The organism is Streptomyces sp. NPDC026672, assembly GCF_040638185.1.
Taxonomy (GTDB): Bacteria; Actinomycetota; Actinomycetes; order Streptomycetales; family Streptomycetaceae; genus Streptomyces.
The window spans coordinates 146223-172829 of sequence record NZ_JBEZXS010000014.1 but is presented as its reverse complement, the minus strand read 5'-3'; the positions used below and the strand labels follow the sequence as shown (position 1 = coordinate 172829).

The following is a 26607-nucleotide window of genomic DNA, read 5'->3' as shown; positions in this document are numbered from 1 at the left end:
TACACCAGACCCGCGACACCAGACCCGCGACACCAGACCCGCGACACCAGACCCGCGACACCAGACCCGCGACACCAGACCCGCGACACCAGACCCGCGACACCAGACCCGCCGGGCCGGCGATGCCGGGCCCGGCGGTCGGCCGTGGTCGGCCGTGGTCGGCGGGACGGGAACGGCACCCGGCGGGTGTGTGGCCCGGCGGGTGCCGTTGGTGGGGTCGTGCGTCGTCAGGCGGTTCGGCGGCCCATGCGGCGCAGGACCACGAAGCCCGCGATCACGAGGACCGCGCCGAGCGCGGCGGGCCAGAGGCTGGCGCCGGTCTCCGCGAGTCCGCCCTGGGGCTGGGTCTGGTTGCCGAGGGTCGGGTCGTCCCCCGCGGCGACGGGCGGCTGCGCCGGTACGGCGGCCTGGGCGTCGCCGCCCGTGCCGTTGCCGCCGGCCTCGCCCTGACCGTTCCCTGTTCCCTGGTTCCCAGTTCCCTGACCGTTCCCGCCGCCCTGGCCGGCCGCGGCGGGTGAGGTCGAGGCGAGGACCTCGGGGCCCCCTGCGGCGGGGGCGTCCGCGGGTTCCTCGACCGGTTCGCCGACCGGGGGCTCGGAGGGGTTCTGCGTCGCGGTGTCGCCGGGAGCGGTCTGGTCGCCGTCGCCGGTCGCGGGCTCGGAGGCGGGGGGCTCGCTCGGGTTCTGCTCGGGCTGCTGCGTCTGCTGCCCGCCGGGCTCCTCGCCGGGCTGCTCGCTCGGCTGCTGACCCGGCTGCTCGCTGGGCTGCTCGCTCGGCTGCTGACCCGGTTCGTCGCCCGCGCCCTTGCCGCACGTGCGGCCGGAGTTGATGCAGTCGACCATGTCCGTCATCAGCTTCTCGTCGAAGACGTTGATGAAGTCGCCGTGGTCGGTGACCGGCTTGTGCAGCTGCTCGGGGAAGGAGTCCACCGCGAACAGCGGCACCGTACGGCCGCCGTCGTTCACGCTGGGCCGGTCGACGTCGTAGACGATCCGCTGGACGAGCTGCGGGATCGCCTGGAAGCCCTGCGGGCAGCTCCCGTCGGCGGCGGCGAAGGCCACGTGGGTGCGGTGGTTGGCGCTGTCGATGTTGCGCCCGTCCCAGCAGCTCTGGAACTTGAAGGTCCGCACGACGTCGCTGCCGCCCGGGCACAGCGGGTACTTGTCCTTCAGCTGCCGGTCCTCGAAACCGGTGCAGCTCCAGGAGGCGTTGGCGTTGGCGGGGCCGTTGACGAACGCCTTGGCGTCGCCGGTGATGATGCGCAGCAGCCTCGGCATGGCGGTCACCTTGCCGCGCGGGCTGCCCTCGAAGGTCAGCGTGACCTGCTTCGGCGTGACGATCTGGCCGGCGTTGCCCTCGGTGCCGCCGCCGGGCGCGTCGGCGTCCCGCTCACGGGTGCCGTTCTGGAGGCGCAGCACGGGCCAGTAGTACGTCGACTTGTCGCCCTGGTCCGCGCAGCTGGTCTCGGCGTTCGCCAGGTCGTCGTCGCTGGAGAAGGCGTTGTTGGACTGGTTGCCGACGTAGTCGTGGAAGTGGTGGGCGCCGTTGCTGACACCCGGGGCGACGATGATGTTGTCCGAGTTGAACAGGCCGCCCGCGTTGACGCCGCAGCTGGACGAGAAGGTGCCCCGGGAGGCGTCGGCCTGGCGGGGCGGGTTCTGGGTGTTGGGCTGGACGTTGGTGATGTCGGCGTAGTCCGAGGCGACGGGGCCGTTGCCGGCCTGCCCGCCGTTCTGCCCCTGACCCGCGTCGCCCTGACCCTGCCCCGGGGTCTGCCCCTGGCCCTGGTCCTGGCCCTGTCCTTGGCTCGGCTCCTGGCCCGGCTGGGTCTGGCCGCCCTGTTCCTGGCCGCCCTGCTGCTGCCCGCCGTCGGCGGGCGCCCCGCCCTGGTTGCCGGAGGCGCGCAGCGCGCAGGGCGCCAACTCCTCCAGTCCCTCGGGGCGTTCACCGACGCGGTCGACGGCGCCCGCGATGCGCTCGATGGTCGCGGCGCGCTTGTCCTTGAGCGGGTTCATGATGCTGTTGTCGACGAACCCGGCGTCCTGCTGCTGGGCCCGCGTGGAGTCCTGGAGTTGCTTGTAGGCCACCGCGATCTGCTCGTCCAGCAGGGCGAGTTCACGGTCGACGTCCGGCTTGGCGCCCTCGGGCACGTTCGTCAGCCTGCTGCCGACGTCGGGGCAGTCGACGGTGGCCGCGCCCGCGGCCAGCACCCGCGCGGTCTGGCCCTGCTCCTGCCCCGGGCCGCCTTCGGTGGCCGAGGCGTACACGTTCGCCGCGATCAGACCACCTCCGCCCAGCATCAGTGCGACCGCTGCGAAGGTCGCGCGTCGTGCCCCTGTCGGGCGTCTGCGGCTGTTGCGTCCCACGGAAGTACCCCTGCGTCTTGAGGCCGTCTCGGCATGGAAATCCCCCGCACCCGTACGGAGCCGGGGGCCCGGATGTTCAAACGCCCCGCGGATTCATGCCCACCTCACAAGAAACGCGTGGAGCAGGGCCGTACGAGGAGCATCGGGGGCTGAGCCCTGCGCGGCCACCCGGTCACGATCGGTCATGACCGGTCACACCCGGCGTACACATCGACTCTCGCGTGCATATTTCATGGGAAACTGGTCCGAAACCGGCTGGTGACGGGGCGGCGAGGCGATGACGGATCCGAAGATCGACTACGCGGCGGTGTTCCAGGCCCTGCCCGGCATGGTGGCGCTGCTGACCCCCGGTCTCGTGTACGCGGACGCCAACGAGGACTTCCTGCGCATGTCCGGGCGCAAGCGGGAGGACATGGTCGGCCGGTACTGGTTCGACATGTTCCCGGACAACCCCGACGCGCCCGAGGCGAACGGCATGCAGAACCTGGAGTCCTCGCTGCGGCGGGTGCTGGCCTCGGGCGAGCGGGACACCATGGCCCTCCAGCGCTACGACGTGCAGGTACCTGGCCGGCCCGACCAGTGGGAGGAACGCTACTGGAGCCCGATCAACGCGCCCGTGCTCGGTCCGGACGGCGAAGTGGTCCTGCTGGTGCACCGGGTCGAGGAGGTCACCGAGCTGATCCGGGCCCGGGAGAGCACCGACGACGGCCGGGCCCAGGTGCTGGAGGCCGAACTGTACCGGCGCGCACGGGAACTCCAGGAGGTCAACGAGCGGTTGCGGCGGGCGCACGCGCGGGAGCGGGAGGTGGCCCTCGCCCTGCAGAACGCGATGCTCCCGGCGCCCCGGCCGGTGGGCCGGCACCGCGCCGCCGTGCGCTACCGGCCGGCGGTCGGCGCGCTGAACGTGTGCGGGGACTGGTACGACCTCGTGGACCTGGTCGGCGGCGACCGCGTCGGCGTCTCGGTCGGCGACGTGGTGGGGCACGGCCTCGAAGCGGCCTGTGTGATGGGGCAGTTGCGCAGCGCGCTGAGCGCCGCGTCCCGGGTCGCGGCGGGACCGGCCCAGGCGCTCGACGTGCTGGGGCGGTACGCGCACGTCGTCGAGGGCGCCGAGTCGGCCACGGCGGCGACGACGTTCATCGACTTCGAGGAGCGCACCGTCACCTACAGCAGCGCGGGCCATCCGCCGCCGGCCCTGGTGCACGTCGACGGGCGGGTGGAGTTCCTCGACGGCGCCACGGACCCGCCGCTCGACGCGCACCCCGAGCCGCGGCCACGGCCCGAGGCGCGGACGGGGTTCGGCGACGGCGCGACGCTCGTCCTCTACACGGACGGACTGATCGAGCGCCGGGACGAGGACGTCGACACCGGGCTCGGCCGGCTCGCCGCCTCGCTGACACGGCACCGCGCGGCCGATCCGGAGACGCTGGCGGACACCGTGCTGCGCGAACTCCTGCCGCCCCAGGGCGCGACGGACGACACCGCGCTGATCGTGCTCCGTCTGTGACCGCCGCCCGGTCGTCAACACTGGCGAATTCACGGGCAATTGACCGGTTGATGGGGCTCCGGAACCGAACGCTACGACGAATGTCACAAACGCGTATCGGACATTTGACGTTCCAACCTTCACGCGGGGTACACAAGTTGGCTAGGTTGACGCCCGGGCCGCACGGCTCCCCCCGGCGAATCCCGTCGGGCCGCGTGGCCTCCGCCGAGTCCGGCGTCATCGACCGACGACCGGAGCCGGGGACCCAACCGACATTGGGGTGAATCGGCCCGACCGCCCGCGAGGGCAGGGGCCGTAGGGCACGCCTTCCGGAATCGACCGCCCGAACCCGACAGCTAACTCGGTAGGCGGAGTACGGAAGGAGTAAGGCCCTCATGGCGGACGACCGCGACGAGGTGCGGCAGCGGATCGACAGCCTGTACGACCGGGCGGAGAACGCGACCGGTAACTACAACGCGACCCGCGCGATGGCGGCGGGGAGCCGGGGACGGGGCGTGCCGCTGCGCAAGCGGCCCGAGGCGCCCGTCGATCCCGACCTGGAGAACATCACCCGCCGGTGGTTCGACTCGGCGCGGGCGAAGCAGGGGCCGACGGTCCCGGCGGCGCTGCCCGCGGACCGCGCGCCCGGCCGGCCGGCGGCCCTGCGGCGGGAACCCGCGGGGCTCGGGCTGCCGGAGCTGACGGCGGGCACGTCCACGGCGGTGCCGGGGCGGGCCGCCGGGGAACTGACGGGCGGGCCCGTCGCGGAGCTGACCGCGGGGCCCTCCGCGGCGGCGGGCGGCCGACCGGTCGCCGCGCTTCCCGCCGTGCCGGGACCGCGAAGGGAACCCGCGGCGCTCGCGGGGTCCGGTACGCCGGGCCGGCCCGCGCCCGCGGTGTACAAGGGACGCAACCAGCGCAAGCTCGCGGCGGCCCGGGAACTGCTGGCGCGCTTCGCCGGGAACGGTCCGGGGCTCGTCGTACGGCCCCCCGCGGAGCTGAGCGTGCCGATGCCTCAGACGGGGCCGCTCGGCACGGACTTCCTGACGGACACGGGCTCCTTCGCCACGGTGTCCGCCACGGACACGGGCACGTTCTCGGTCACGTCCCTCACGGACGGCGAACCGGCCCCGCCCCTGCGGACCCCGGCCCCCCGGACCTGGCCCACGGCGGACTTCCAGTCCTGGCCCACCTCGGACTTCCCACCCGCGCAGACGACCCCCTTCGGGACCCAGCAGGCCCCGCCCGCCACGGACCCCTTCGCGGCCATGCCGATACCGGACACGGCCCCCTTCCCGACCCCGGCCACCCCCACGGGCTTCGCCACGGCCCCCATGCCCGACGCGGCCTACCTCACGACCCCGGCACAGCCCGCCCCGGCCACCGCCGCCCCGTTCGCGGCCATGCCGACCCCGGACACCACCCCCTTCCCGACCCCCGCCCAGCAGGCCCCGGCGGCCACCGCGGGCTTCGCCACCGCCCCCATGCCCGACCCGGCCTACCTCACGGCTCCGGCGCAACCCGCCCCGCCCGCCGCGGACCCCTTCGCCGCCATGCCGAACGCGGTGGCGGCGATGGTCCCCGGCGTCCCCGCGCCGGCCCCGGCCGGCCCCGCGGGCTTCGCCACCGCCCCCATGCCCGACGCGGCCTATCTCGCGGCTCCTGCGCAACCCGCCCTGGCCACCGCGGACCCCTTCGCGGCCATGCCGACGCCGAACCCGGCGTACCCCGTGGCTGCCGGGCAGCCGTTCGGGCAGGCCGTGCCGATGGCCGAGGCGGCTCCTGTCGCGCCCGCGCCGGCCGCCGCCGGTGCCTTCGCCGCCGTACCGATGCCGGACGCGTCCGCCTTCGTGGCGCCCGCCGCACCCGCCCCCGCGGCCGCCGTGCCGTATCCGGACATGGCCGGGTACGCCGCCGCTCCCGGCGCCCTCGCCGGACCGATGCCCGCGGAGGTGGCCCCCGCCGCCGCCCCCGCCGTGGCCGTGAACGCTCCCGGCGTACCCTTGTCCGACAAGGCGGCGAAAGCCGTCGCCTTCGCGCGGGAGCAGGTGGGCAAGCCGTGTCTGTGGGGGGCCACCGGGCCCGACTCCTACGACTACGCGAGCCTCACCCAGGCCGCCTGGCGCGCCGCGGGCGTCGCGCTGCCGCGGTCCGCGCGGGAGCAGGCCGTCGCCGGCACCCCGGTGACGCTCGCCGACCTCCGCGAGGGTGACCTGGTGTTCTTCTTCGACAACGACAGCCACGTCGGCCTCTGCACCGGCAACGGCATGATGGTCCACGCCCCCGGCCCGGGGTCGCTGATCCGCGAGGAGTCGATCTACGGCGCGGGCGAGTCCGCGATCCACCGGGTCGTACGCCCCGTGTGAGTGCCCCACAGTCCGGGTGGGAGACCCCATAAGATCGCCTTATGGGGTCATAGAACAGACCCGCGTACTGACTTAGGTCTACCTTAGTTTAAGCTTCCCGTTCGAGCCGTCCTTTTCTCTCGAAGGGAACCTGATCATGCCGCGCCCCCTGCGGGTAGCCATCGTCGGAACCGGCCCCGCCGGGATCTACGCCGCCGACGCCCTGCTCAAGTCCGAGGCGGCCGCCGACCCCGGCGTGTCCGTCGACCTCTTCGAGCGGATGCCCGCCCCCTTCGGCCTGATCCGGTACGGCGTCGCACCCGACCACCCGCGCATCAAGGGCATCGTCACCGCCCTGCACCAGGTGCTCGACAAGCCCCAGGTCCGACTGTTCGGCAACGTCGACTACCCGCGGGACATCAGCCTCGACGACCTGCGCGCGTTCTACGACGCCGTGGTCTTCTCCACGGGCGCCATGGCCGACCGCGACCTGCCGATACCGGGCATCGACCTGGACGGCTCGTACGGCGCCGCCGACTTCGTCTCCTGGTACGACGGCCACCCCGACGTCCCGCGGACCTGGCCCCTGGAGGCGGAGAAGGTCGCGGTCCTCGGCGTGGGCAACGTCGCGCTCGACGTCGCCCGCATCCTGGCCAAGACCGCGGACGAACTGCTGCCGACGGAGATCCCGCCGAACGTCCACGACGGCCTGAAGGCCAACAGGGCGCTGGAGGTCCACGTCTTCGGCCGCCGCGGCCCGGCGCAGGCGAAGTTCTCCCCGATGGAGCTGCGCGAACTCGACCACTCGCCGAACATCGAGGTGATCGTCGACCCCGAGGACATCGACTACGACGAGGGCTCGATCGAGACCCGGCGCGGCAACAAGCAGGCCGACATGGTCGCCAAGACGCTGGAGAACTGGGCGATCCGCGACGTCGGCGACCGGCCGCACAAGCTGTTCCTGCACTTCTTCGAGTCACCGGCCGAGGTCCTCGGCGAGGACGGCCGGGTCGTGGGCCTGCGCACCGAGCGCACCGCCCTGGACGGCACCGGCAACGTCAAGGGCACCGGCACCTTCAAGGACTGGGACGTCACCGCGGTCTACCGGGCCGTCGGCTACCTCTCCGAGAAGCTGCCGAAGCTGCCCTGGGACATCGAGTCGGGCACGGTCCCTGACGAGGCCGGCCGGGTCGTCGAGGAGAGCGGCGCGCACCTCCGGTCGACGTACGTCACCGGCTGGATCCGGCGCGGCCCCGTCGGTCTGATCGGCCACACCAAGGGCGACGCCAACGAGGCCGTGGCCAGCCTGCTGGACGACCACGCGAACGGCCGGCTGCACACGCCGACCGCTCCGGAGCCGGCCGCGGTCGACGCCTTCCTCGGAGAGCGGGGCGTCCGCTTCACGACCTGGGAAGGTTGGTACCGCCTGGACGCCGCCGAGCGGGCGCTGGGCGAGCCGCAGGGCCGCGAGCGCGTGAAGATCGTCGAGCGCGAGGACATGCTGCGCGAGAGCGAGGCGTAGGTCTCCCGCGCGCTTCCAGGGGCCGGACGGCGTGTGCCGCCGGCCCCTTCGCGCGCTCCGGCGGGCGGCGGGGCGGGACGGCGGCCCGGCGGAACGGCGGGAGTGAACGGGGCCCGCCCCGAGCGGATGGTGGGCGAGCCCCGTTCGGCGCCCCATTGTCGTGGACCGGACAGGAGAGCGGCACGCGTGAACCGCGGTCGCCAGGAGTGCGGCGCGCACACCCCGGGTGCGGCGTCCGCACCCCGTGCGAGAGGGCCCGAGGGGCAGGTCACGGGCCCCCGCCCGAAGGATCACGGTCCGCGGCGGTGATACTGGGAGGCGCACGACACCCCCGTCCGCAGATTGGCTCATGTCGAACTCCGCCACCGACAGCCCCCCGGCCCCCAGCACGATGTGGGCGGCCCGCGGCCGCCGCACCGACACCGACACCGACACCGACACCGACACCGAGGACGTTCTCCGCCGGCAGCTCGGCCGGCTCAAGGAGAGCGGCGTCCTCGACGACTTCACCGAGCCGCCCGTGCCCGACGGCACGGCCGAGCGGGTCTTCGAGGCCCGCTGGCGCGTCGCCGGCGACGTCACGGTGCGCGCCCGCCTGACGCTCGTACCGCCGCGGGACGACGAGGACGGCCCCGGCTGGCGCCTCGTGGCCGAGGCGGAGCGGCCCTGGGACGAGCGGTGGCCGTCGCCCGCCACCCTGTTCTGGCCCGAGGACGACACCGCCTGGGACCGTCACCACGCCGTCGCGGACCTGCGGCTGCGCGGGGTCAACGCGCTGCCGGCCGACGAGCGGGCCATGCGGCGCGTGCTGCGGAGCGCCGCACGCGACTCCTGGGCCGTCAACCTCGTCGTGCACGAGGCCATGACCCCCGACGAGGCGGGCCGGCTGCCCCTCGCCCGGCTGCTGCCGCCCGGACTGCGGCACCGGGTGGTGGAGCACCGGGCGGCGCCGCAGCAGCTGCGGGCCGTGAACTGGGCGCTGCGCGACCTCGGGGTGGAGGTGCCGCGCGGCGGGGCGGTGCTGCTGCCGCCCGATCCGGCGCCGAAGGGGTACGACACCGGGGCGTACGCGGTGCGCAGCGTCTTCCTCGACGGCTCGGAACCGGCCGAACTCGTCGACGTGCTGCGGAGGTTCACCGCCCTGCCCGGACCGCTGCCGAGGGACGCCGAGGCGGCCCTGACCGACCTGCGCGAGAACTGGACCCTGATGACCCTGGAGGAGGAACTGGCCCGCGCGCGCGGGCTGGTGACGATGTACGCCGAGGCGCTGGAGGCGATGACCAGGTCCCGGGACCTGTACCGGGAGGCCGCCGAGCGGGCGCAGGAGGCGCTGGCCGCGTACCAGGACCTGCCCGCCGCCCCGGCGACCGGGCCCGCGGCCCGGCCCGCCTCGCCGTTGCAGCAGCTGACGCGGTCCTTCGGCCGGCTGCGGGGCGCGGGCAGGCCGGACGGCTCCGGGGGTGACGGGGCCGTCGGCGGGGTGAACGAGCCGTCGTGACGGGAAGACGAGGGGCAGGGACCGCGCCGGTGCTCCCCTCACGACAGGAGAACTCATGGACACGACCACCGTGCTGGTGATCGCCGCCGTCCTCGCCGCGGGTGTGCTCGCCGTGGCCGTCTGGGTGCTGGTGCGCCTGGTGCGCGCCCGCCGCGACCTGCGCCGCGCCGGGCTGCCGACCGGCCCGCGCTGGATCTTCTGGGGCGCCGTCCTCTACCTGGTGCTGCCGACCGACCTGCTGCCCGACCCGGTCTACCTCGACGACATCGGTGTCCTCCTGCTCGCCCTGCGCTCCCTGCGCACACCCCGCCCCCTCCCGACGGACGACCCCGGCCTCTGAGACGGCCCCGCCGCACCTGCCTCCGCGAAGCCCCCGTGTCCCCCGTCCGGGGCACCCGATACCGGCGTTCACCCCCCGGACGTCTGTGCCCGGCGCCCGTGTCCCGCCGTCGGCGTGGACGTGTGTGCGGGCGGCCGGGTCCGCCGGGGCGGCGGCGCGCGGCCGTCGTCCCTCGCCGCTCGTCACACGTCACCCTGTGCCACGCCCTCGCCTCGTGCGGCCGGGCAGTGTAGACATGGCACATGGTCCGACTGCACGGCCGGTCCGACGCCCGGCCGACCCGTCGTCCCAGGAATCCGTACGCCCCGCCGGACCAGCGGCGGCGGGACGGAACCGGGCCGCGCGCCACGGCCGGGAGGTTGCGGTCGGCCCTGAGCGGACGCAGCCTCGCCGGACAGGTGTTCGTGCTGCAAGTGGTGATCGTGCTGCTCCTGGTCGTGTCCGCCGCGGTGGCCCAGGTGCTCCAGGTCCGGCACGACAGCGGTCTGGAGGCCCGCAACCGCACGCTCGCCGTCGCCGAGACCTTCGCCAACGCGCCCGGCACGGTGGCGGCGCTGCGCAGCCCCGACCCCACGGCCGTGCTCCAGCCGAAGGCCGAGGCCGCCCGCAAGGCGACCGGCGTGGACGTCATCGTCGTCATGAACACCGAGGGCATCCGCTACACGCACCCCAAGCCGGACCGCATCGGCAAGAAGTTCGTCGGGACCATCGCGCCCGCGCTGGCCGGACGCACCGTCACCGAGGAGATCAACGGGACCATCGGACGGGTGATCCAGGTGGTGGTGCCGGTCAAGGCTCCCGACGGGAAGGTCGTCGGCCTGGTGTCGTCCGCGATCACCGTCCAGCACGTGGGCGGCACCACCAGGCAGCAGCTCCCCCTGCTGCTCGCCGCGGCCGCCGCCGCGCTCGCCCTGGCCACCGGGGGCACCGCCCTGGTCAGCCGGCGCCTGATGCGGCAGACCCACGGCCTCGGCCCGCACGAGATGACCCGGATGTACGAGCACCACGACGCGGTGCTGCACTCGGTGCGCGAGGGTGTCCTCATCGTCGGCGGCGAGGGCCGGCTGCTGCTCGCCAACGACGAGGCGCACCGCCTGCTCGACCTGCCCGCGGACGCCGAGCACCGCACGGTCCTCGACCTCGGCCTGGACACCGACACCGCCGGCCTGCTCGCCTCGGGGCGGGTGGCCACGGACGAGGTGCACCTGGTCAAGGACCGGCTGCTGGCCGTGAACCAGCGGCCGACCGATCTGCGCGGCGGGCCGCCCGGCAGCGTCACCACGCTGCGCGACTCCACCGAGCTGCGCGCCCTGTCCGGCCGCGCGGAGGTGGCCCGCGAACGCCTCGACCTGCTGTACGACGCCGGGGTCATGATCGGCACCAGTCTGGACGTGACCCGCACCGCCGAGGAGCTGGCGGAGCTGGCCGTGCCCCGGTTCGCGGACTTCGCCACGGTGGACCTGTACGACGCCGTGCTGCACGGCGAGGAGCCGCAGCCCGGCGACCCGGTGCGCCGGGTGGCCTTCGGCGGCATCCGCAAGGACCCCCCGCTGTACCCGTTGGGCGAGCGCATCCGCTTCGTGGCGACCTCCCCGCAGGCGCGCAGCCTGGACCTCGGGCTGTCCGTGGTGGAGCCCCGGCTGGGCGAGGCGCCGGGCTGGTTGGCCCAGGACCTGGACCGCACCGGGCAGGTCGTGGGCTACGGCATCCACTCGCTGATGACCGTGCCGCTGCGGGCGGGCAGCCTCGTCCTCGGGGTGGTCAACTTCTGGCGGGCGGAGAAGCCGGAGCCGTTCGACCGGGAGGAACTGGCCCTCGCCGAGGAACTGGTGGCCCGGGCGGCGGTCTCCATGGACAACGCCCGCCGCTACACCCGCGAGCACAGCCTGGCGGTGACGCTCCAGCGCAGTCTGCTGCCACGCACGCTGCCCGAGCAGGGCGCGCTGGAGATCGCGTACCGGTATCTGCCCGCGCAGTCGGGCGTGGGCGGCGACTGGTTCGACGTGCTGCCGCTGTCCGGCGCCCGGGTGGCCCTGGTCGTCGGGGACGTGGTGGGCCACGGGCTGCACGCCGCCGCGACGATGGGCCGGCTGCGCACGGCGGTGCACAACTTCTCCTCGCTCGATCTGCCGCCCGACGAACTCCTCGGCCTGCTGGACGAGTTGGTGGGCCGTATCGACCAGGACGAGACGCCCTCGGACGGCGGCGCGGCGATCACCGGGGCCACCTGTCTGTACGCGATCTACGACCCCGTCTCGCGCCGCTGCACCGTGGCCCGGGCCGGCCATCCGCCGCCCGCGCTGGCCCTGCCGGACGGCACCGTGACCTACCCCGAGGTGCCCGTGGGCCCGCCGCTGGGCCTGGGCGGGATGCCCTTCGAGACGGCCGAGCTGGAACTGCCCGAGGGCAGCCGGCTGGTGCTGTACACGGACGGTCTCGTGGAGGACCGCACGCGGGACATCGACGTCGGGCTCCACCTGCTGCGCTCCGCCCTGGAGCAGGCGGGCGGCTCGCCCGAGGAGACCTGCCGGACGGTCCTGGAACGGCTCCCGGCCCGGCCCAACGACGACGTCGCCCTGATCGTCGCCCGCACCCGCGTCCTCGGCCCCGAGCAGGTCGCCGAGTGGCTGGTGCCCTCCGACCCGGCGGCGGTGTCGGAGGTGCGGGCCGCCGTAACCCGGGAGCTGACGTGCTGGGGCCTGGAGGACCTGATGTTCACCACGGAACTGGTCCTGAGCGAGCTGGTCACCAACGCGATCCGCTACGGCCGGGCGCCGGTGGGCGTGCGGCTGCTGCGCGACCGCGCGCTGATCTGCGAGGTCTCCGACACCAGCACCACCTCCCCGCACCTCAGGTACGCGGCGAGCACCGACGAGGGCGGGCGCGGGCTGTTCCTGGTCGCGCAGCTCGCCGACCGCTGGGGCACCCGCTACACCCCCTCCGGCAAGATCATCTGGGCGGAGCAGTCGCTGCCGGGCACGCCGGGCGCCAGCCGCTGATCCGCCGCCGGACCCGCGGGTCAGCCGAGGGCGCGGTCCAGGTTGAAGGCCGCGCTGATCAGCGAGAGGTGGGTGAACGCCTGCGGGAAGTTGCCCTGTTGCTCCCCGGTGCGGCCGATCTCCTCGGCGTAGAGGCCGAGATGGTTGGCGTAGGTGAGCATCTTCTCGAAGGCCAGCCGGGCCTCGTCCAGGCGTCCGGCGCGCACCAGCGCCTCGACGTACCAGAAGGAGCAGATGGAGAACGTGCCCTCGTCGCCGCGGAGTCCGTCGGGGCTGGCCTGCGGGTCGTAGCGGTAGACCAGGGAGTCGGAGACCAGGTCCTCGGTGAGCGCGTCCAGCGTGGACAGCCACTTGGGGTCGGTCGGCGCGATGAACTTGGCGAGCGGCATCATCAGGACGGCCGCGTCGAGGACGTCGCTGTCCTCGTACTGGACGAAGGCGCCGCGCGTGGGCGACCAGCCGCGGTCCATGATCCGGCGGTAGATGGTGTCGCGGCACTGCTGCCAGCGGGGCAGGTCGGCGGGGAGTCCGCGGCGGTGGGCGAGCCGGACGGCCCGTTCGATGGCGACCCAGCACATCAGGCGCGAGTACAGGAAGGTGCGCCGGCCGCCCCGGGTCTCCCACACGCCCTCGTCGGGCTGGTCCCAGTGGTCGCAGACCCAGCCGACGAGTTGGCACACGTCGTCCCACTGGCTGCTGGAGATGGGCTGGGCCCACTTGTCGTAGAGGTAGACGGAGTCGATGAGGGCGCCGTAGATGTCGAGCTGGAGCTGGCCCGCGGCGTTGTTGCCGACCCGCACCGGCGCCGAGCCGTGGTGCCCCTCCAGGTGCGGGAGCACACGCTCGGGCAGGTCGGTGCGGCCGTCGATGCCGTACATGATCTGCAGCGGGCCCGCGGCGCAGCCGTCGCCGTGGCTGATGTGGGTGGTGAGGAACCGCATGAACGCCTCGGCCTCGCCGGTGAAGCCCAGCCGCAGCAGCGCGTACACGCAGAACGCGGCGTCGCGCACCCACACGTAGCGGTAGTCCCAGTTGCGCTCGCCGCCCGGCTGCTCGGGCAGGCTGGTGGTCGGCGCGGCGACGATGGCGCCGGTCGGGGCGTAGGTGAGGAGCTTCAGGGTGAGCGCGGAGCGGTGGACCATCTCCCGCCAGCGGCCCCGGTAGCGGGACTGGTGCAGCCAGCGCCGCCAGTAGGCGACCGTGGCGGCGAACTCGGCCTCGGCCTCGGCGTGGGCGCAGCCGCGCGGGGTCACGGTGTCGCCGACCTGGTCGAGGGCGAACACGGCGGACTCGCCCTCGGTGAGCTTGAAGTCGGCGCGGGCGTCCCGGTCGTCGCACTCCAGGGCGACGGTCGAGGTGAGCGCGAGGGAGCGCTGCGCGGAGTCGAAGACGACGGTGCCGTCCGGGGTGGTGCGCAGGGTGTGGGGGTCGGCGCCGTAGTTGAAGCGGGGGGCGACCTCGACGCGGAAGGGGACGGTGCCGCGGACGCACAGCACCCGGCGGATCAGCCGGTGCCGGCCGGCCTCGGCCGTGCTCTCGGGTTCGCCGACGACGGGCATGAAGTCCTGGACCTCGCCGACGCCCTCCTCGGTGAAGAAGCGGGTGATCAGGACGTTGGTCTCGGGGAAGTAGAACTGCTTCGCGCGGGCCGGGACGGAGGCGGCGAGCCGGAAGGAGCCGCCGCGTTCGGCGTCCAGGATCGCCGCGAAGACGCTGGGGTCGTCGAAGGAGGGGCAGCAGTACCAGTCGATGGTGCCGTCGCTGCCGACCAGGGCGACGCTGCGCAGGTCGCCGATGAGTCCGTGCTCGGCGATCGGCAGGTAGCGGGTGTGTCCGGGTGTGTCCTGCGGGCGCGGTGTCCGGTCCATCGCGGCAGCCTCCCCGGTGACGGGTGTGCGGGCTGCCTCCAGCTTAGGAGCGCCCGCGTGCTCCGGCACGGGAGGCCCCGGGATGCAGGGCGGGCCGCGGCGGGGAATCGTGAGAGTGTGCCCCGGCTCTCGCGGCACGGGGACCTCCGCCGCTCCACGGTCCCGAGGAGGAGACACCATGGCGACGTCACAACCCGAAGAAGCGTCCAGGTCGGCGGCCGACGACCGCTGCACCCCCGACGCCCTGCTGCACACCGCCCCCGGCGGGGTCTCCGCGGAGGACCTGGTCCTCGCCACGGGCCGGGACATCACCCCGGCCAGCCTGGCGTGGGCCCGCCGCAAGCTGGAGACGGAGGGGCCGTCCGCGGTCGAGCGGCTGCTGCCCTAGAGCCCGGCCGGACACGGGAGTCGCCCCGGGGCGGCGCCCGCACCAGGGGCCGCCCGCACACCCTCACGGAGAGCGAGCGAGTGGTCACGCTTCGACGTGGCACGGGATGGTCACCCGTTGACCCTTTCGCGGAGCGTCCCGGTGCTGACAGACTCCGCGGGTGCCCGACTTCGACTTCGACATGCTCGTCATCGGATCCGGACCCGGTGGCCAGAAGGCCGCCATAGCCGCGGCCAAGCTCGGCCGCCGGGTCGCCGTCGTCGACCGCCCCGACATGGTCGGCGGGGTCTCCATCCACACCGGCACCATCCCCTCCAAGACCCTGCGCGAGGCGGTGCTGTACCTCACCGGTCTCACCCAGCGCGATCTGTACGGGCAGAGCTACCGCCTGAAGGAGGACATCACCGTCGCCGACCTCACCGCGCGCACCCAGCACGTGGTCGGCCGCGAGGTGGACGTCATCCGCAGCCAGCTGTCCCGCAACCACGTCTCCCTGTACGGCGGCACGGGCCGCTTCGTCGATCCGCACACGGTCGCCCTGGTCGAGGCGAGCGGCCGGGAGCGGCTGCTCAGCGCGGAGCACGTCGTCATCGCCACCGGCACCCGGCCGGCCCGCCCGGACAGCGTGGAGTTCGACGGGCGGACCATCATGGACTCGGACAACGTGCTCTCGCTGGAGCGGGTGCCGCGCTCCATGGTGATCGTCGGCGCCGGCGTGATCGGCATGGAGTACGCCAGCATGTTCGCCGCGCTGGGCAGCAAGGTGACCGTCGTCGAGAAGCGTCCGGGCATGCTGGACATGTGCGACGTCGAGGTCATCGAGTCACTCAAGTACCACCTGCGGGACCTCGCCGTGACGTTCCGCTTCGGGGAGACCGTGGCGGCCGTCGAGCGCCACCAGAGCGGCACGCTCACCGTCCTGGAGAGCGGCAAGAAGATCCCCGCCGACACGGTGATGTACTCGGCCGGCCGGCAGGGCCTGACCGACGGCCTCGACCTGGACAGGGCGGGGCTGACCGCCGACCGGCGCGGCCGGATCACCGTGGACGAGCACTTCCGCACCGAGGTGCCGCACATCTACGCCGTCGGTGACGTCATCGGCTTCCCGGCGCTCGCGGCGACCTCGATGGAGCAGGGCCGGGCGGCGGCGTACCACGCCTGCGGGGAGCCGGTCGGCCGGATGCACAACCTCCAGCCCATCGGCATCTACACCATCCCCGAGATCAGCTTCGTCGGGCGGACGGAGGACCAGCTGACCGCGGACAGCGTGCCGTTCGAGGTGGGCATCGCCCGCTACCGGGAGCTGGCCCGGGGCCAGATCATCGGGGACTCGCACGGCATGCTGAAGCTGCTGGTCTCCCCCGAGGACCGCACGCTGCTCGGGGTGCACTGCTTCGGCTCCGGCGCGACGGAGCTCATCCACATCGGCCAGTCGGTGATGGGCTGCGGCGGTACGGTCGACTACCTGGTGGACGCCGTCTTCAACTACCCGACGCTCGCCGAGTCCTACAAGGTGGCCGCGCTCGACGCCACCAACCGGCTGCGCCAGATCGACCGGATGGAGGACTGACCGGCCGACCGCGGCCGAGGGGCCGGGCGACCGGGTCGACCGGCCCCTCGAACAGCGTTCAAACGGCCGGGACTTGGGCCGGCCTGCGGGAGCGGAGATTTCCCGCTGGTCAATCTTGCACGGGGGCGGGGTGCCGCTATCATCGCACCCACACGCGGTGTGACCGTCCGCCGACGCAGGGCTGAACGGCGCGCACCTCGCCCTACCTTCACCCTGGCCGGCTCCTGACCCGAGGCCATCCCTCTCCGGGTTCGAGGCGGTCCCGCAGCACCCCCCACACGTACGCCGCCGGGGCGGCCCGCCCGTGCGCCGTGCATGACCGGAAAGCAGCGCGACCTATGAGCAACAACAGGGGCAGAGGGCTGCAGTCCGGTGCCCTCGGGACGCTCGACACGGTGGTCATGGCCGTCGCCGGCAGCGCACCCGCGTACTCGCTCGCCGCGACCACCGCGGTGCTGGTCGGCGCGGTGGGACTGGCGAGCCCCGCGGCGCTGCTGTACTGCGCGGTCCCGATGCTGGGCATCGCCCTGGCGTTCAGCCGCCTCGGCCGCATCGACGTGAACGCGGGCGCCAGTTACTCCTGGGTGGGGCGCACCCTGCACCCGTTCCTCGGCTTCCTCAGCGGCTGGGCGCTGGTGGTCTCGACGACGATCTTCATGGTGGCGGGTTCGCTGCCCGCCGGGTCGATGACGCTGGCGCTGTTCGACGCGGACCTGGCCGACGACACCGCCCTGTCGACGGTGGTCGGCGCCGGGTGGTTCCTGCTCATGCTCGCCGTGGTGCTGGGCGGCGCCCGGCTCACGGTGCGCGCGCAACTGCTGATGTCCGGGGTCGAGTTGGCGCTGCTCGCGCTGTTCGCCGTGCTCGCGGTCGTGCACGGCGGCGAGGGCCGCGCGTTCGACTGGTCGTGGCTCGGCCTCGGCCGGTTCGACGGGCTGGCCGGGTTCGCCTCGGGGGCGCTGATCGCCGCGTTCTACTACTGGGGCTGGGACGTCAGCAGCAACCTCAGCGAGGAGACCCGCAACAGCCGCCGTACGACGGGACTCGCGGGCCTGATCGGTCTCGGCGTGGTGTTCCTGCTGTTCGAGGTGTTCACGATCGCGGTGAACATCGTCCTCACACCGGGGCAGATCGCGGCGAACGAGGCCAACGTGCTGGCGGTGCTGGGCGAGGAGGTGTGGCCGGGCTGGGGCGGCCGGCTGATGGTCGTCGCCGTGATGCTGTCCACGATCGCCACGCTGGAGACGACGCTGATCCAGGCCACGCGCTCGCTGTTCGCGATGGGCCGGGACCGGACGATGCCCTCGGCGCTGGGCCGGGTGCACCGCACCTGGAACACGCCGTGGGTGGCGCTCACCGTGGTCGGCGTGGTGGCCATGGTGCTGTTCATCGCCTCCAACGCGCTGGGCACGGTGGGCGACATCGTCTCCGACGCCGTCGCGGCGATCGGCCTCCAGATCTCCGTCTACTACGGTCTCGCGGGGCTCGCGGTGGTGGTCGCGTACCGCAAGGTGCTGCTGAAGTCCCCCGCGAACTTCCTGCTCGGCGGGGTGTGGCCGCTGTTCGGCGCCCTGTTCATGTTCTGGATCCTCGTCGAGTCGCTGGGCGAGCTGAGCGCGGCGTCCGTCGCCATCGGCCTCGGCGGCCTCGCGGCGGGCCTGGTCCCGATGTTCTGGTACTGGCGGCTGGGCAGCGGCTACTACCGGCCGGCCCGGCTCGACGCCAGCCGGACCGTCGAGGCGGGCTACCACCCCGCCGAGCACGTGAGCGAGCGCTCCCGGGTCCACGAGGGCCTCCCCACCGATTTCTGATCCGGAGGGGACAGTCCGATGGCGCGCGACCGCTTCGCCCCCGACTTCGATCCCGACTGCGGGGACGCACCGCTCACCTCGGCCCGTCAGGACATCGTGATCGGCCGCTGGCAGGGCGTCAGGGACCTGCTGCGGGTGACGGGTGCCGACTGGGTGGCGCGGGGGCACCGGGTGCGGCTGCTGGCGCAGGCGTGCACGGACAGCACGACGGTGGAGTCCTGGCTGGCCGCCGAGCCGAACAGCGCGGACGCCCAGGTGCTGCGCGCGGCGACCGAGACGGCGCGGGCCTTCACGCTGGCGATCGCCGCGGGCCGGGGCGGGCCGATCGACCGGGAGCGGATCGACTCCGCGGTGCTCGCCTGTCTGCGGGCCACCGAGTCCTGGCCGGACGACCCTACGCCGTGGATCTCGCTGATCTCGGTGGCGCGGCTGTACCCGTCGGGGGTGCGGCGGCAGGAACTGGCGCGCTGGTGGGACGAGTTGCACCGGCGCGACCCGTACAGCACGGAGGGCCACCTCCAGGTGCTGCACTACTACTCGGCGCGCTGGCACGGCACCCACGGGCTGATGTACGACTTCGCGCGCGACGCGGCGGGGGTGGCGCCGCCCGGCTGCGCGCTGCCGGTGCTGGTGCAGTACGCGCGGGTCGAGGAGTACCGCTACGCGCTGGACGCCGCGCAGGGGCGGCAGTCGGCGACGGGGCTCGGGGCGCACTGGGACGGCGACGCCGCGGTGAGCGACGTGCGGCGCACCTGGCACCGCTGGGTCACCGGGCGGGGCAACGCGGCCGTGGCCCCTGGCGAGCTGCGCGACTTCAACTGCCTGGCGCACGCGGCCTGTCTGGCGGGGCTCCCGGACATCGCGTCGGCCCTGCTGCGGACGCTGGGGCGCAGGGCGACGCGGACACCGTGGTCGTACACCGGGGACCCGGAGAAGCAGATCGTGAAGTGGCGCAGGGACCTGGGGCTGCGGCGCTGAGGCGGTGCGGCGGTGGGGCGCCGGGGGTCCCGGAACCGAGGGCGGGGCTATTCCCGTTCGGCGGGGCGGGCGAGGCCCGCGCTCCACTTCTCCTCGATGCGGCCGAGCTTCCACACCAGCAGGGCGACGATCCAGGTGGCGAGGAAGAGGCCGACGATGACGAAGCCGATGACGTTGAGGTCGAGTCCGGCGATCCAGTCCCAGAAGGCGCCGTGCAGGCCGAGGCGGTCGGCGAGGAGGCCGAGGAGCTCGACGGTGCCGATGATCAGGGCCACGGCGACGGACAGCCCGGTGATGGTGAGGTTGTAGTAGACCTTGCGGACGGGCTTGGAGAAGGCCCAGCCGTAGGCGAAGTTCATGAACGAGCCGTCGACGGTGTCCAGGAGCGCCATGCCGGCGGCGAACAGCACGGGCAGGCAGAGGATCGCGTACCAGGGCAGTCCGGAGGCGGCGCCGGATCCGGCGAGCACCAGCAGGGCGATCTCGGTGGCCGTGTCGAAGCCGAGGCCGAACAGCAGGCCGAGCGGGTACATCTGCCAGGGCTTGGTGACGGACCTCGTGACGCGGCCGAGGAGGCGGTTCATGAAGCCGCGGTTGTCGAGCTGCTCCTCCAGGGCGGCCTCGTCGAAGTGGCCGGTGCGCATGCGGCGGAACACCTTCCAGATGCCCACCAGGACGACCAGGTTGATGACGGCGATGAGGTAGAGGAAGGCCCCGGAGACCGTGGTGCCGACGAGGCCGGTGACGTCGTGGAGCCGGGAGCCGTCGTCGCGGACCGGTGCGGCGAGGGCCTTCACGCCGAGGGAGAGCAGGAGGGCGAGGCCGAAGACGACGCTGGAGTGGCCGAGGGAGAACCAGAAGCCGACGGAGAGCGGCCGCCGGCCCTCGCCCATCAGCTTGCGGGTGGTGTTGTCGATGGCCGCGATGTGGTCGGCGTCGAAGGCGTGCCGCATGCCCAGGGTGTACGCGGTGACGCCGATGCCGACGCCGAAGGACTTGGTGCCGATGCTGTGGTGCTCGGGCGCGACGATCGCGACGAGGGTGAACCAGCCGACGACGTGGAGGGCGAGCACGAAGGCGGCCATGCCGCCGACGCCGGTCCACTCCTGCCGTGTCATGGAGCCGCGGACGCGGTGCCAGGCCGAGCGCGTCGGGCCGGCCCGGCCGGGGAGGGAGGCGGGGGCGTCGGGGGCGGCCGTCATGTGGGGGTTTTCCTCCGTGCGGTGGTGCGGGGCCGGCCGCGTCGGCGGCCACACGCCATCCTCCCGTACCTGCAACTCGTTCGCAGTAAGGCCGGGTAAAGCCTGGGTCAGACCTTTCCCACACAGGGGGAAAGTCGCTCCGGAGGCCCGGCGGACCCATAGATCGTCTACACTCGCGTAGTCGGTCTACAGTCGCGTAGTCGGAATGTAGACCGACCGTCCGGTCGTCGGCCGTCCGGTCGTCCGTCGTCCAGTAACGCAGTGAGGGGTGCCGTGAGCCGGGAGAGTGCCGCCGAACTGGCGATCGGTGCCGCGCTCGGCGCGTGGGCGGCGTTCGCGGTGCTGGCCATGGTGGTCGTCGGCGGCGACGGCGCCCCGCTGTACCTGGACGACGGGCTGCTGCACTGGTCCCTCGCCCACCGTCCCGACGCCGTGGTGGCCGCGGCCCGGGGGCTGACGGCCACCGGGACCGGCGTGGTCCCGTACGCGCTGGTCCTGGCGGCGGGGGCGGCCACCGGGCGGACCCCCCGGCGGCGGTTCGCGGCGGCGCTGCTCGGCGCCGTCCTGCTCGGCGCGGGCCAGGCGGCACGGTACGGCGTGATGGAGCTGATCCACCGGGCCCGCCCGGACCGGGCGTACTGGCAGGCGCACGCCTCGGGCTGGTCGTTCCCCTCGGGCCACACCACCACCGCGGCCCTGACGGCGGGCCTGGTGATCCTGGCGCTGTCCCTGCGCGGGCCGCGCGGCGGACGCCCCCTCTGTGTGGCCGCCGGCTGCTGGGGCGTCCTGGTCGGTCTGACCCGTGTCTACCTCGGCGTCCACTGGTTCACGGACGTGGTCGGCGGCTGGCTGTTCGCCCTGGGCTGGCTCGGCCTGTGCGGCTGGATCCTGACCCGCGCCCCTTCTCCGCGCCCCGCCTCCCGCACGAGGTCCACGGGCGACGTCATGGGCCCGCCGCCGGGGTGACGTAGTACAGGCGCAGCCCTTCGAGGGGTACGGAGGTCCAGTCGCGGGTGTAGCCGGGCGGGCGTCCCTCGGGGACGGCCAGGTGCGCGACCGGTGTGCGGCGGGCGGTGCGGGCGATCTCGGCCGGGGTGGTGTTGGCGTTGTGGCCGCCGGTCGCGCCGGAGGCGCAGCCGGCGTAGTAGGCGACGGGTACGGCGTCGTGCCCGGTGAGCAGACAGGGCGGGCGCACGCCCCGGTCGTGCAGGGCGGCGGCGATGCGGGCCCAGGCCCGGTGGGCGGCCGTGGTGCGGTCGACGGTGTGGACGAGGACGGCGAACTGGACCGCGAGGTGCCCGGCGAGCCCGAGGGCGAGCAGGGTGACCGTCACCGGGCGCGGCACGGGAGCGGTGCGGGTGGCGAGGTGGGTGAGCGCGTCGGCCACGGGCACGGCGAGCAGCGCGTAGGCGGGCAGCAGGAAGCGGGGCGCCGCGTACGCGATGAGCAGCAGGTAGGGGACGGCGGCCGTCGCCGCGCAGGCCAGCGGCAGCAGGGTGGGCGCGGTGCGGCGGGCCCGGACGGCGACGGCCAGGCCGGTCGCGGCGAGCACCGGCAGCACGAACCACCAGAGCGTGACCGCCGGGTGCGGCAGCGGCCCGGCGCACGGCCGGCAGAGCGTCCGTCCGGCCAGGCCGCGCAGCTGGTCCAGGACCGCGAGGTGTCCGTCGAGGCCGCCCTGGATCGCGGCCCCGTCGGCCAGCCGCCGCATCGGGCCGCCGAAGGAGACGTACGCCTCGACGACCCACTCGGCGGCCCCGGTGACGAGCCCGGCGAGCAGCGCGGCCAGGTGGCGCCACGCCCTGCGGCACAGGGCGAGGGCGAGCAGGGGCAGGACCGTCCAGACCGCGTCGGTGGGCCGCATCCAGGCCATCAGCGACGTGCTCGCGGCCAGCCCCCACAGGGCCCGCCGGTCGGTGGCCGCGCGCAGGAAGCAGCCGACGGCGGTGAGCGCGCCGACGGCCACCCAGTAGTTGGGCATGGCCTGGGGACCGTAGAACAGCGTGATCCACAGCGAGGCGAACAGGGCGCCCGCCAGGGCGAGGACGCGCGCCGGGAACAGGCCCCGCCAGGCGCGCAGCGCGAGGAAGAGGGCGAGGCCGGAGAGGACGGCGAGGAAGCAGCGCAGCAGCACCGTGGACGAGGACCAGGCGGTGACGGGGGCGACGAGCAGGGAGGTCCCGCGGGCGCGGGGCGCGCTGAAGAAGGCCGCCGGGGCGTGGGAGCCGATCTGGCTGACGTACACGGTCTCGTCCCAGCCGAGGCCCATGCCGGGGCGTACGAGCAGGAGTTGGGCCAGGGTGAAGGCGGCGGCGACGGCCGCGAGGGGGAGGCGCTCGCGTGCGGGGCGGGGACCGGCGGAGCGGTCGCGCGCGGCGCCGCGGCGGGTCCCGGCGGGGGTGCCGTACGCGCTGCGGGCCATCGTCCGCCCCCTTCCCCCACGGCTCGTAGGGCGTCGGACACCCGTCGGCCCTGAGCACCCGGGGTGATAATTGGAGGAAACATCGCCAAACTACCCATAATGGTCGGGGTTTGTCGTGCCGGCTCCGCCATGCGCCTGACGGCCCCGCCCGCTGTACCGTGGGCACATGGCCGGCACGGATCCCCGCGGGAGGGCACGGCGTGGCGCGGGGGAGCTGGAGGGCGCGGTGCTGGCCTCACTCTGGGCGACCGAGCGACCGCTGACCCCGGCGGAGGTCCGCACGGCGCTCGGCGACGGCCTCGCCTACAACACCGTGCACACGATCCTCAAGCGGCTGTACGACAAGGGGCTCGTCCTGCGGGACGCGGACGGGCGGCGCGGGGCCTACCGCCCCGCGGCGGACGCGGCCGAGCTGACCGCCCGGGCCATGCACGAGGCGCTGGACCGGGGGCCCGATCCGGTGGCCGCGCTGCGCCGCTTCGTCTCAGGTCTCGGCCCCGAGCGGGAGCGCGCGCTGCGCGACCTGCTGGACGGGGACCGGCCCTGATCGCGGGCCCGCCGGCCGGTCCCCCGTCCCGCGCGGGTGGTCAGCGGCCGTCGGGGCCGCGGTGCGGGGGCTGTTCCGGGGCCGGTCCGGGCGTCACCGGGGGCACGGCCCGGATGGCCGGGTCGTCGACGCGCACCGTGAGGGCCTCGCCGTGGTGGCGGAGGGTGAGCGGCGGCCCGTCGAGCAGCGTGTACGTCGCCTTGTCCGCCTGGATCTCCACCCGCAGCCTGCGGCCGAGAAGTTGGATGCTGAAGGCGAGCCGGCGCAGCCGCTCCGGCAGCCGGGGCGCGAAGCACAGCCCCGATCCGTGCCGCCGCATCCCGCCGAAGCCCGCGACCAGCGCCATCCAGGTGCCGGCGAGCGAGGCGATGTGCAGTCCGTCGCGGGTGTTGTGCTCCAGGTCGTGCAGGTCCATCAGCGCGGCCTCCGAGGTGTAGGCGTACGCCAGCTGGAGGTGGCCGGCCTGGGCGGCGATCACCGCCTGGACGCACGCCGACAGGGAGGAGTCCCGCACGGTGAGCGGTTCGTAGTAGGCGAAGTTGCGGGCGATGTGCTCCTCGTCGAAGTACTCGTCGCAGGCGTACATCGCGAGCACCAGGTCGGCCTGCTTGACGACCTGCTTGCGGTACAGGTCGAAGTAGGGGAAGTGCAGCAGCAGCGGGTACTGGTCGGGCCGGGTGCCGGCGAAGTCCCAGCGCTGGTGGCGGGTGAAGCCGGCGTGCTGCTCGTGCACCCCGAGCTCGTGGTTGTACGGAACGTGCATGGCCTCGGCCGCGTCCCGCCAGGCGGCGCTCTCCTCGGCGTCCACCCCGAGCCGGGCGCCCTGCTCCGGGTGGCGTTCCACGGCTTCGGCCGCGGCCACCAGGTTGGCGCGGGCCATCAGGTTCGTGTACGTGTTGTCGTCCGCGACCGCGCTGTACTCGTCGGGGCCCGTGACGCCGTCGATGTGGAAGGCGCCGTGGTGGTCGTGGTGCCCGAGCGAGCGCCACAGCCGGGCCGTCTCCACCAGCAGCTCCACACCCGCGTCGTGCTCGAACCGCTCGTCCCCGGTCACGGCGACGTAGCGCACCACGGCGTCCGCGATGTCTGCGTTGACGTGGAAGGCGGCGGTGCCCGCGGGCCAGTACGCGGACCCCTCCGAGCCCTCGACGGTCCGCCAGGGGAAGGCGGCGCCGGCCAGCCCGAGCTGCGCCGCGCGCTCCCGCGCCGCCGGCAGCGTGTTGTGCCGCCAGCGCAGCGCCTCGGCCACGGCCTGCGGCGAGGTGTACGTCAGCACGGGCAGCACGAACATCTCGGTGTCCCAGAAGGCGTGCCCGTCGTAGCCCGAGCCGGTGAGCCCCTTCGCCGGGATCGCCCGCTGCTCGGCGCGCGCGCCGGCCTGGAGGACGTGGAAGAGGGCGAAGCGGACCGCCTGCTGGATCTCCTCGTCGCCGTCGACCTCGACGTCCGCGCGCGCCCAGAAGTCGTCGAGGTAGGCGCGCTGTTCGTCGAGCAGGCCCTGCCAGCCGTCGTGGGCGGCGGCCGCGAGCGCGGCGTCGACCTGGTCGCTCATCGCGGGCAGGGAGCGGGTGCCGGACCAGCCGTGCGCGACCAGTTTCTCCACGCGCAGCCGCTGGCCGGGCTCCAGCACCGAGGTGACGGTCAGCCGGGCCACGTCGGTGTTGCTCTCGCTGTGCGTGGTGGTCCGGCCGGGGCCCTCCACCACGTGGTCGGCGGCCACGGCCACCCGCAGTCCGCTGCGCCGGGTGCGGTGCACCAGCCGCAGCCTGCGGCCGGCCGCGAAGTCCTCCTCGGCCTCCAGGGGCGAGTGGAGGGCCACGGCGGTGCGCGGGTCGCCGTTGGGCTCCGGCAGCTGTTCGTTGGCGACCAGCTCCGACTGGATCACCACCCGGGTGCGGTCGTCGAGGGCCTCCACCTCGTAGGCGACGGCGGCGATCGCCCGCTGGCCCAGGGAGACCAGCCGGGTCGAGCGGACCCGCACGGTCGAGCCCGCGGGCGAGGTCCACTCGCAGACCCGTTCGAGGACGCCGCGCCGCAGGTCGAGGATCCGCTCGTGCGAGACGAGCCGGCCGTAGCGCAGGTCGAAGGGCTCGTCGTCGACCAGCAGCCGCAGGACCTTGCCGTTGGTCACGTTGATGACGGTCTGGCCGGACTCGGGGTAGCCGTAGCCCGCCTCGGCGTACGGCAGCGGATGCAGTTCGTGGACGCCGTTGAGGTAGCTGCCGGGCAGCCCGTGCGGCTCGCCCTCGTCGAGGTTGCCGCGCCAGCCGACGTGCCCGTTGGACAGCGCGAACACGGACTCGCTCTGGGCCAGGACGTCCAGGTCGAGCGCGGTCTCCCGCACCGCCCAGGGCTCCACGGCGTACGACGGCTCGGTGATCACTCCTTGCCTCCCAGTTCGGCGAGATCGCGTACGACGACGTCGGCGCCGTGCGCGTACAGGGCGGCGCCCTGTCCGACCCGGTCGACACCGACGACGTAACCGAAAGCACCGGAACGGCCCGCGTCCATTCCTGCGAGGGCGTCCTCGAAGACGGCGGCCTGCGCCGGGCGCACGCCGAGGTCGCCCGCGGCGGCCAGGAAGGTGTCCGGGTGCGGCTTGCCGGGCAGCCCGCGCTCGGCGGCGCTCACGCCGTCCACGCGGACGTCGAAGAGGTGCTCGGCGTCGATCGAGCGCAGGACGTCGCGGGTGTTGGCGCTGGAGGAGACGACGGCGGTGCGCAGGCCGTGCGCGCGGACGGCCTCGATGTAGCGCAGGGTGCCCTCGTACGGTTCGACGCCGTCGGTGCGGATCCGGTCGAGGAGCAGGTTGTTCTTGCGGTTGCCGAGGCCCTGCACGGTCGCGGCGTCCGGGGGGTCGTCGGGGCCGCCCTCGGGCAGTTCGATGCCGCGGGAGGCGAGGAAGGAGCGCACGCCGTCGGCGCGGGGGCGGCCGTCGACGTACTCGTCGTAGTCGGACGTGGCGTCGAACGGTCGGTAGTCGTCGCCGTCGCGCTCGCGCAGGAACGCGTCGAACGTCTCCTTCCACGCGGCGGCGTGCACGACGGCCGTCTTGGTGACGACCCCGTCGAGGTCGAAGAGGCAGGCCCGAATGTCGTCGGGGAGACCGAGTTCCGTCATACCCAGCACTGTGCCCCGCCCGGCCGCGTCCACGGGGTGTGCCGGACCACAACCGGGGAGACTTTTGGGGAAACGGTCCGGCGGGCCGTGCCCTCCCCGCCGCCCGGCACCGGCCGAGGGCGAGGTGAACCGTGGAGCGCCGGCG

At 73.9% G+C, this 26607-nt stretch carries 17 protein-coding genes, 1 pseudogene and 1 riboswitch; of the genes and pseudogenes, 12 read left to right on the top strand and 6 right to left on the bottom strand.

Annotation, left to right across the window (positions count from 1 at the left end):
* Nucleotides 1-227: 227 nt before the first annotated feature.
* Nucleotides 228-2300, bottom strand: coding sequence for a DUF1996 domain-containing protein (locus tag AB0F77_RS18795; RefSeq protein ID WP_361949401.1), 2073 nt, complete (start codon nucleotides 2298-2300; stop codon nucleotides 228-230).
* 343 nt (nucleotides 2301-2643) lie between these two features.
* On the opposite strand from AB0F77_RS18795, the gene AB0F77_RS18790 reads away from it, so the two are divergent.
* The 6 genes and pseudogenes from AB0F77_RS18790 to AB0F77_RS18765 all read left to right on the top strand — a co-directional run bounded on the left by AB0F77_RS18790 (nucleotide 2644) and on the right by AB0F77_RS18765 (nucleotide 12556).
* Nucleotides 2644-3873: a SpoIIE family protein phosphatase gene (locus AB0F77_RS18790; protein WP_361949313.1), complete on the top strand. Its 1230-nt coding sequence runs from the start codon at nucleotides 2644-2646 to the stop codon at nucleotides 3871-3873.
* Between the two features lie 192 nt (nucleotides 3874-4065).
* Nucleotides 4066-4239: riboswitch (cyclic di-AMP (ydaO/yuaA leader) on the top strand.
* Nucleotides 4240-5858: 1619 nt separating this feature from the next.
* Nucleotides 5859-6218 (top strand): annotated as a pseudogene (locus tag AB0F77_RS18785) (C40 family peptidase); the annotation flags it as partial.
* 136 nt (nucleotides 6219-6354) lie between these two features.
* Entirely contained in the window at nucleotides 6355-7719 is a 1365-nt protein-coding gene (locus AB0F77_RS18780) for an FAD-dependent oxidoreductase (RefSeq protein WP_361949310.1), read from the top strand.
* Nucleotides 7720-8068: 349 nt separating this feature from the next.
* Nucleotides 8069-9217: a hypothetical protein gene (locus AB0F77_RS18775; protein ID WP_361949307.1), complete on the top strand. Its 1149-nt coding sequence runs from the start codon at nucleotides 8069-8071 to the stop codon at nucleotides 9215-9217.
* A gap of 55 nt (nucleotides 9218-9272) precedes the next feature.
* Nucleotides 9273-9557 (top strand): YkvA family protein, encoded by a 285-nt coding sequence (locus AB0F77_RS18770; RefSeq protein ID WP_361949304.1) that lies wholly within the window; start codon nucleotides 9273-9275, stop codon nucleotides 9555-9557.
* Nucleotides 9558-9799: 242 nt separating this feature from the next.
* Entirely contained in the window at nucleotides 9800-12556 is a 2757-nt protein-coding gene (locus AB0F77_RS18765) for a SpoIIE family protein phosphatase (RefSeq protein WP_361949301.1), read from the top strand.
* A 20-nt stretch (nucleotides 12557-12576) separates the two neighbouring features.
* Here AB0F77_RS18765 and AB0F77_RS18760 read toward each other — a convergent pair whose 3' ends face one another.
* Nucleotides 12577-14424, bottom strand: coding sequence for a glycoside hydrolase family 15 protein (locus AB0F77_RS18760; protein ID WP_361949299.1), 1848 nt, complete (start codon nucleotides 14422-14424; stop codon nucleotides 12577-12579).
* 178 nt (nucleotides 14425-14602) lie between these two features.
* Between AB0F77_RS18760 and AB0F77_RS18755 the strand changes: the two genes are divergently transcribed.
* From AB0F77_RS18755 to AB0F77_RS18740, 4 genes are all read left to right on the top strand, one after another.
* On the top strand, nucleotides 14603-14812 hold the full coding sequence (locus tag AB0F77_RS18755) for a hypothetical protein (protein ID WP_361949296.1): 210 nt from the start codon (nucleotides 14603-14605) through the stop codon (nucleotides 14810-14812).
* A 160-nt stretch (nucleotides 14813-14972) separates the two neighbouring features.
* Nucleotides 14973-16382, top strand: coding sequence for a Si-specific NAD(P)(+) transhydrogenase (sthA, locus tag AB0F77_RS18750; RefSeq protein ID WP_361949293.1), 1410 nt, complete (start codon nucleotides 14973-14975; stop codon nucleotides 16380-16382).
* Nucleotides 16383-16720: 338 nt separating this feature from the next.
* Nucleotides 16721-18193: an APC family permease gene (locus AB0F77_RS18745; RefSeq protein ID WP_361949290.1), complete on the top strand. Its 1473-nt coding sequence runs from the start codon at nucleotides 16721-16723 to the stop codon at nucleotides 18191-18193.
* A gap of 18 nt (nucleotides 18194-18211) precedes the next feature.
* Nucleotides 18212-19171, top strand: coding sequence for a hypothetical protein (locus tag AB0F77_RS18740; protein ID WP_361949287.1), 960 nt, complete (start codon nucleotides 18212-18214; stop codon nucleotides 19169-19171).
* Between the two features lie 47 nt (nucleotides 19172-19218).
* Here the strand turns inward: AB0F77_RS18740 and AB0F77_RS18735 are convergent, their stop codons facing one another.
* Nucleotides 19219-20373, bottom strand: a complete 1155-nt coding sequence (locus AB0F77_RS18735; RefSeq protein WP_361949284.1) for a HoxN/HupN/NixA family nickel/cobalt transporter — start codon at nucleotides 20371-20373, stop codon at nucleotides 19219-19221.
* Nucleotides 20374-20646: 273 nt separating this feature from the next.
* Between AB0F77_RS18735 and AB0F77_RS18730 the strand changes: the two genes are divergently transcribed.
* The gene (locus tag AB0F77_RS18730; RefSeq protein WP_361949281.1) at nucleotides 20647-21339 is read left to right on the top strand and encodes a phosphatase PAP2 family protein; all 693 of its coding nucleotides are present in this window, start codon (nucleotides 20647-20649) and stop codon (nucleotides 21337-21339) included.
* On the opposite strand, the gene AB0F77_RS18725 is transcribed toward AB0F77_RS18730, so the two are convergent.
* The gene (locus AB0F77_RS18725; protein ID WP_361949278.1) at nucleotides 21317-22795 is read right to left on the bottom strand and encodes a hypothetical protein; all 1479 of its coding nucleotides are present in this window, start codon (nucleotides 22793-22795) and stop codon (nucleotides 21317-21319) included. The two genes, AB0F77_RS18730 and AB0F77_RS18725, sit on opposite strands and share 23 nt — an antisense overlap.
* A 166-nt stretch (nucleotides 22796-22961) precedes the next feature.
* On the opposite strand from AB0F77_RS18725, the gene AB0F77_RS18720 reads away from it, so the two are divergent.
* Nucleotides 22962-23342 carry a BlaI/MecI/CopY family transcriptional regulator gene (locus AB0F77_RS18720; protein ID WP_361949275.1) on the top strand — a complete coding sequence of 127 codons (381 nt, stop codon included), beginning with the start codon at nucleotides 22962-22964 and terminating at the stop codon, nucleotides 23340-23342.
* A 40-nt stretch (nucleotides 23343-23382) separates the two neighbouring features.
* Here the strand turns inward: AB0F77_RS18720 and AB0F77_RS18715 are convergent, their stop codons facing one another.
* Both AB0F77_RS18715 and AB0F77_RS18710 read right to left on the bottom strand, forming a co-directional pair.
* Nucleotides 23383-25725, bottom strand: coding sequence for a glycosyl hydrolase family 65 protein (locus AB0F77_RS18715; protein ID WP_361949271.1), 2343 nt, complete (start codon nucleotides 25723-25725; stop codon nucleotides 23383-23385).
* A complete protein-coding gene (locus tag AB0F77_RS18710; protein ID WP_361949268.1) occupies nucleotides 25722-26462 on the bottom strand; it encodes a beta-phosphoglucomutase family hydrolase in 741 nt (246 codons plus the stop codon). Before AB0F77_RS18710 ends, AB0F77_RS18715 begins: the two co-directional genes overlap by 4 nt.
* Nucleotides 26463-26607: the final 145 nt, after the last annotated feature.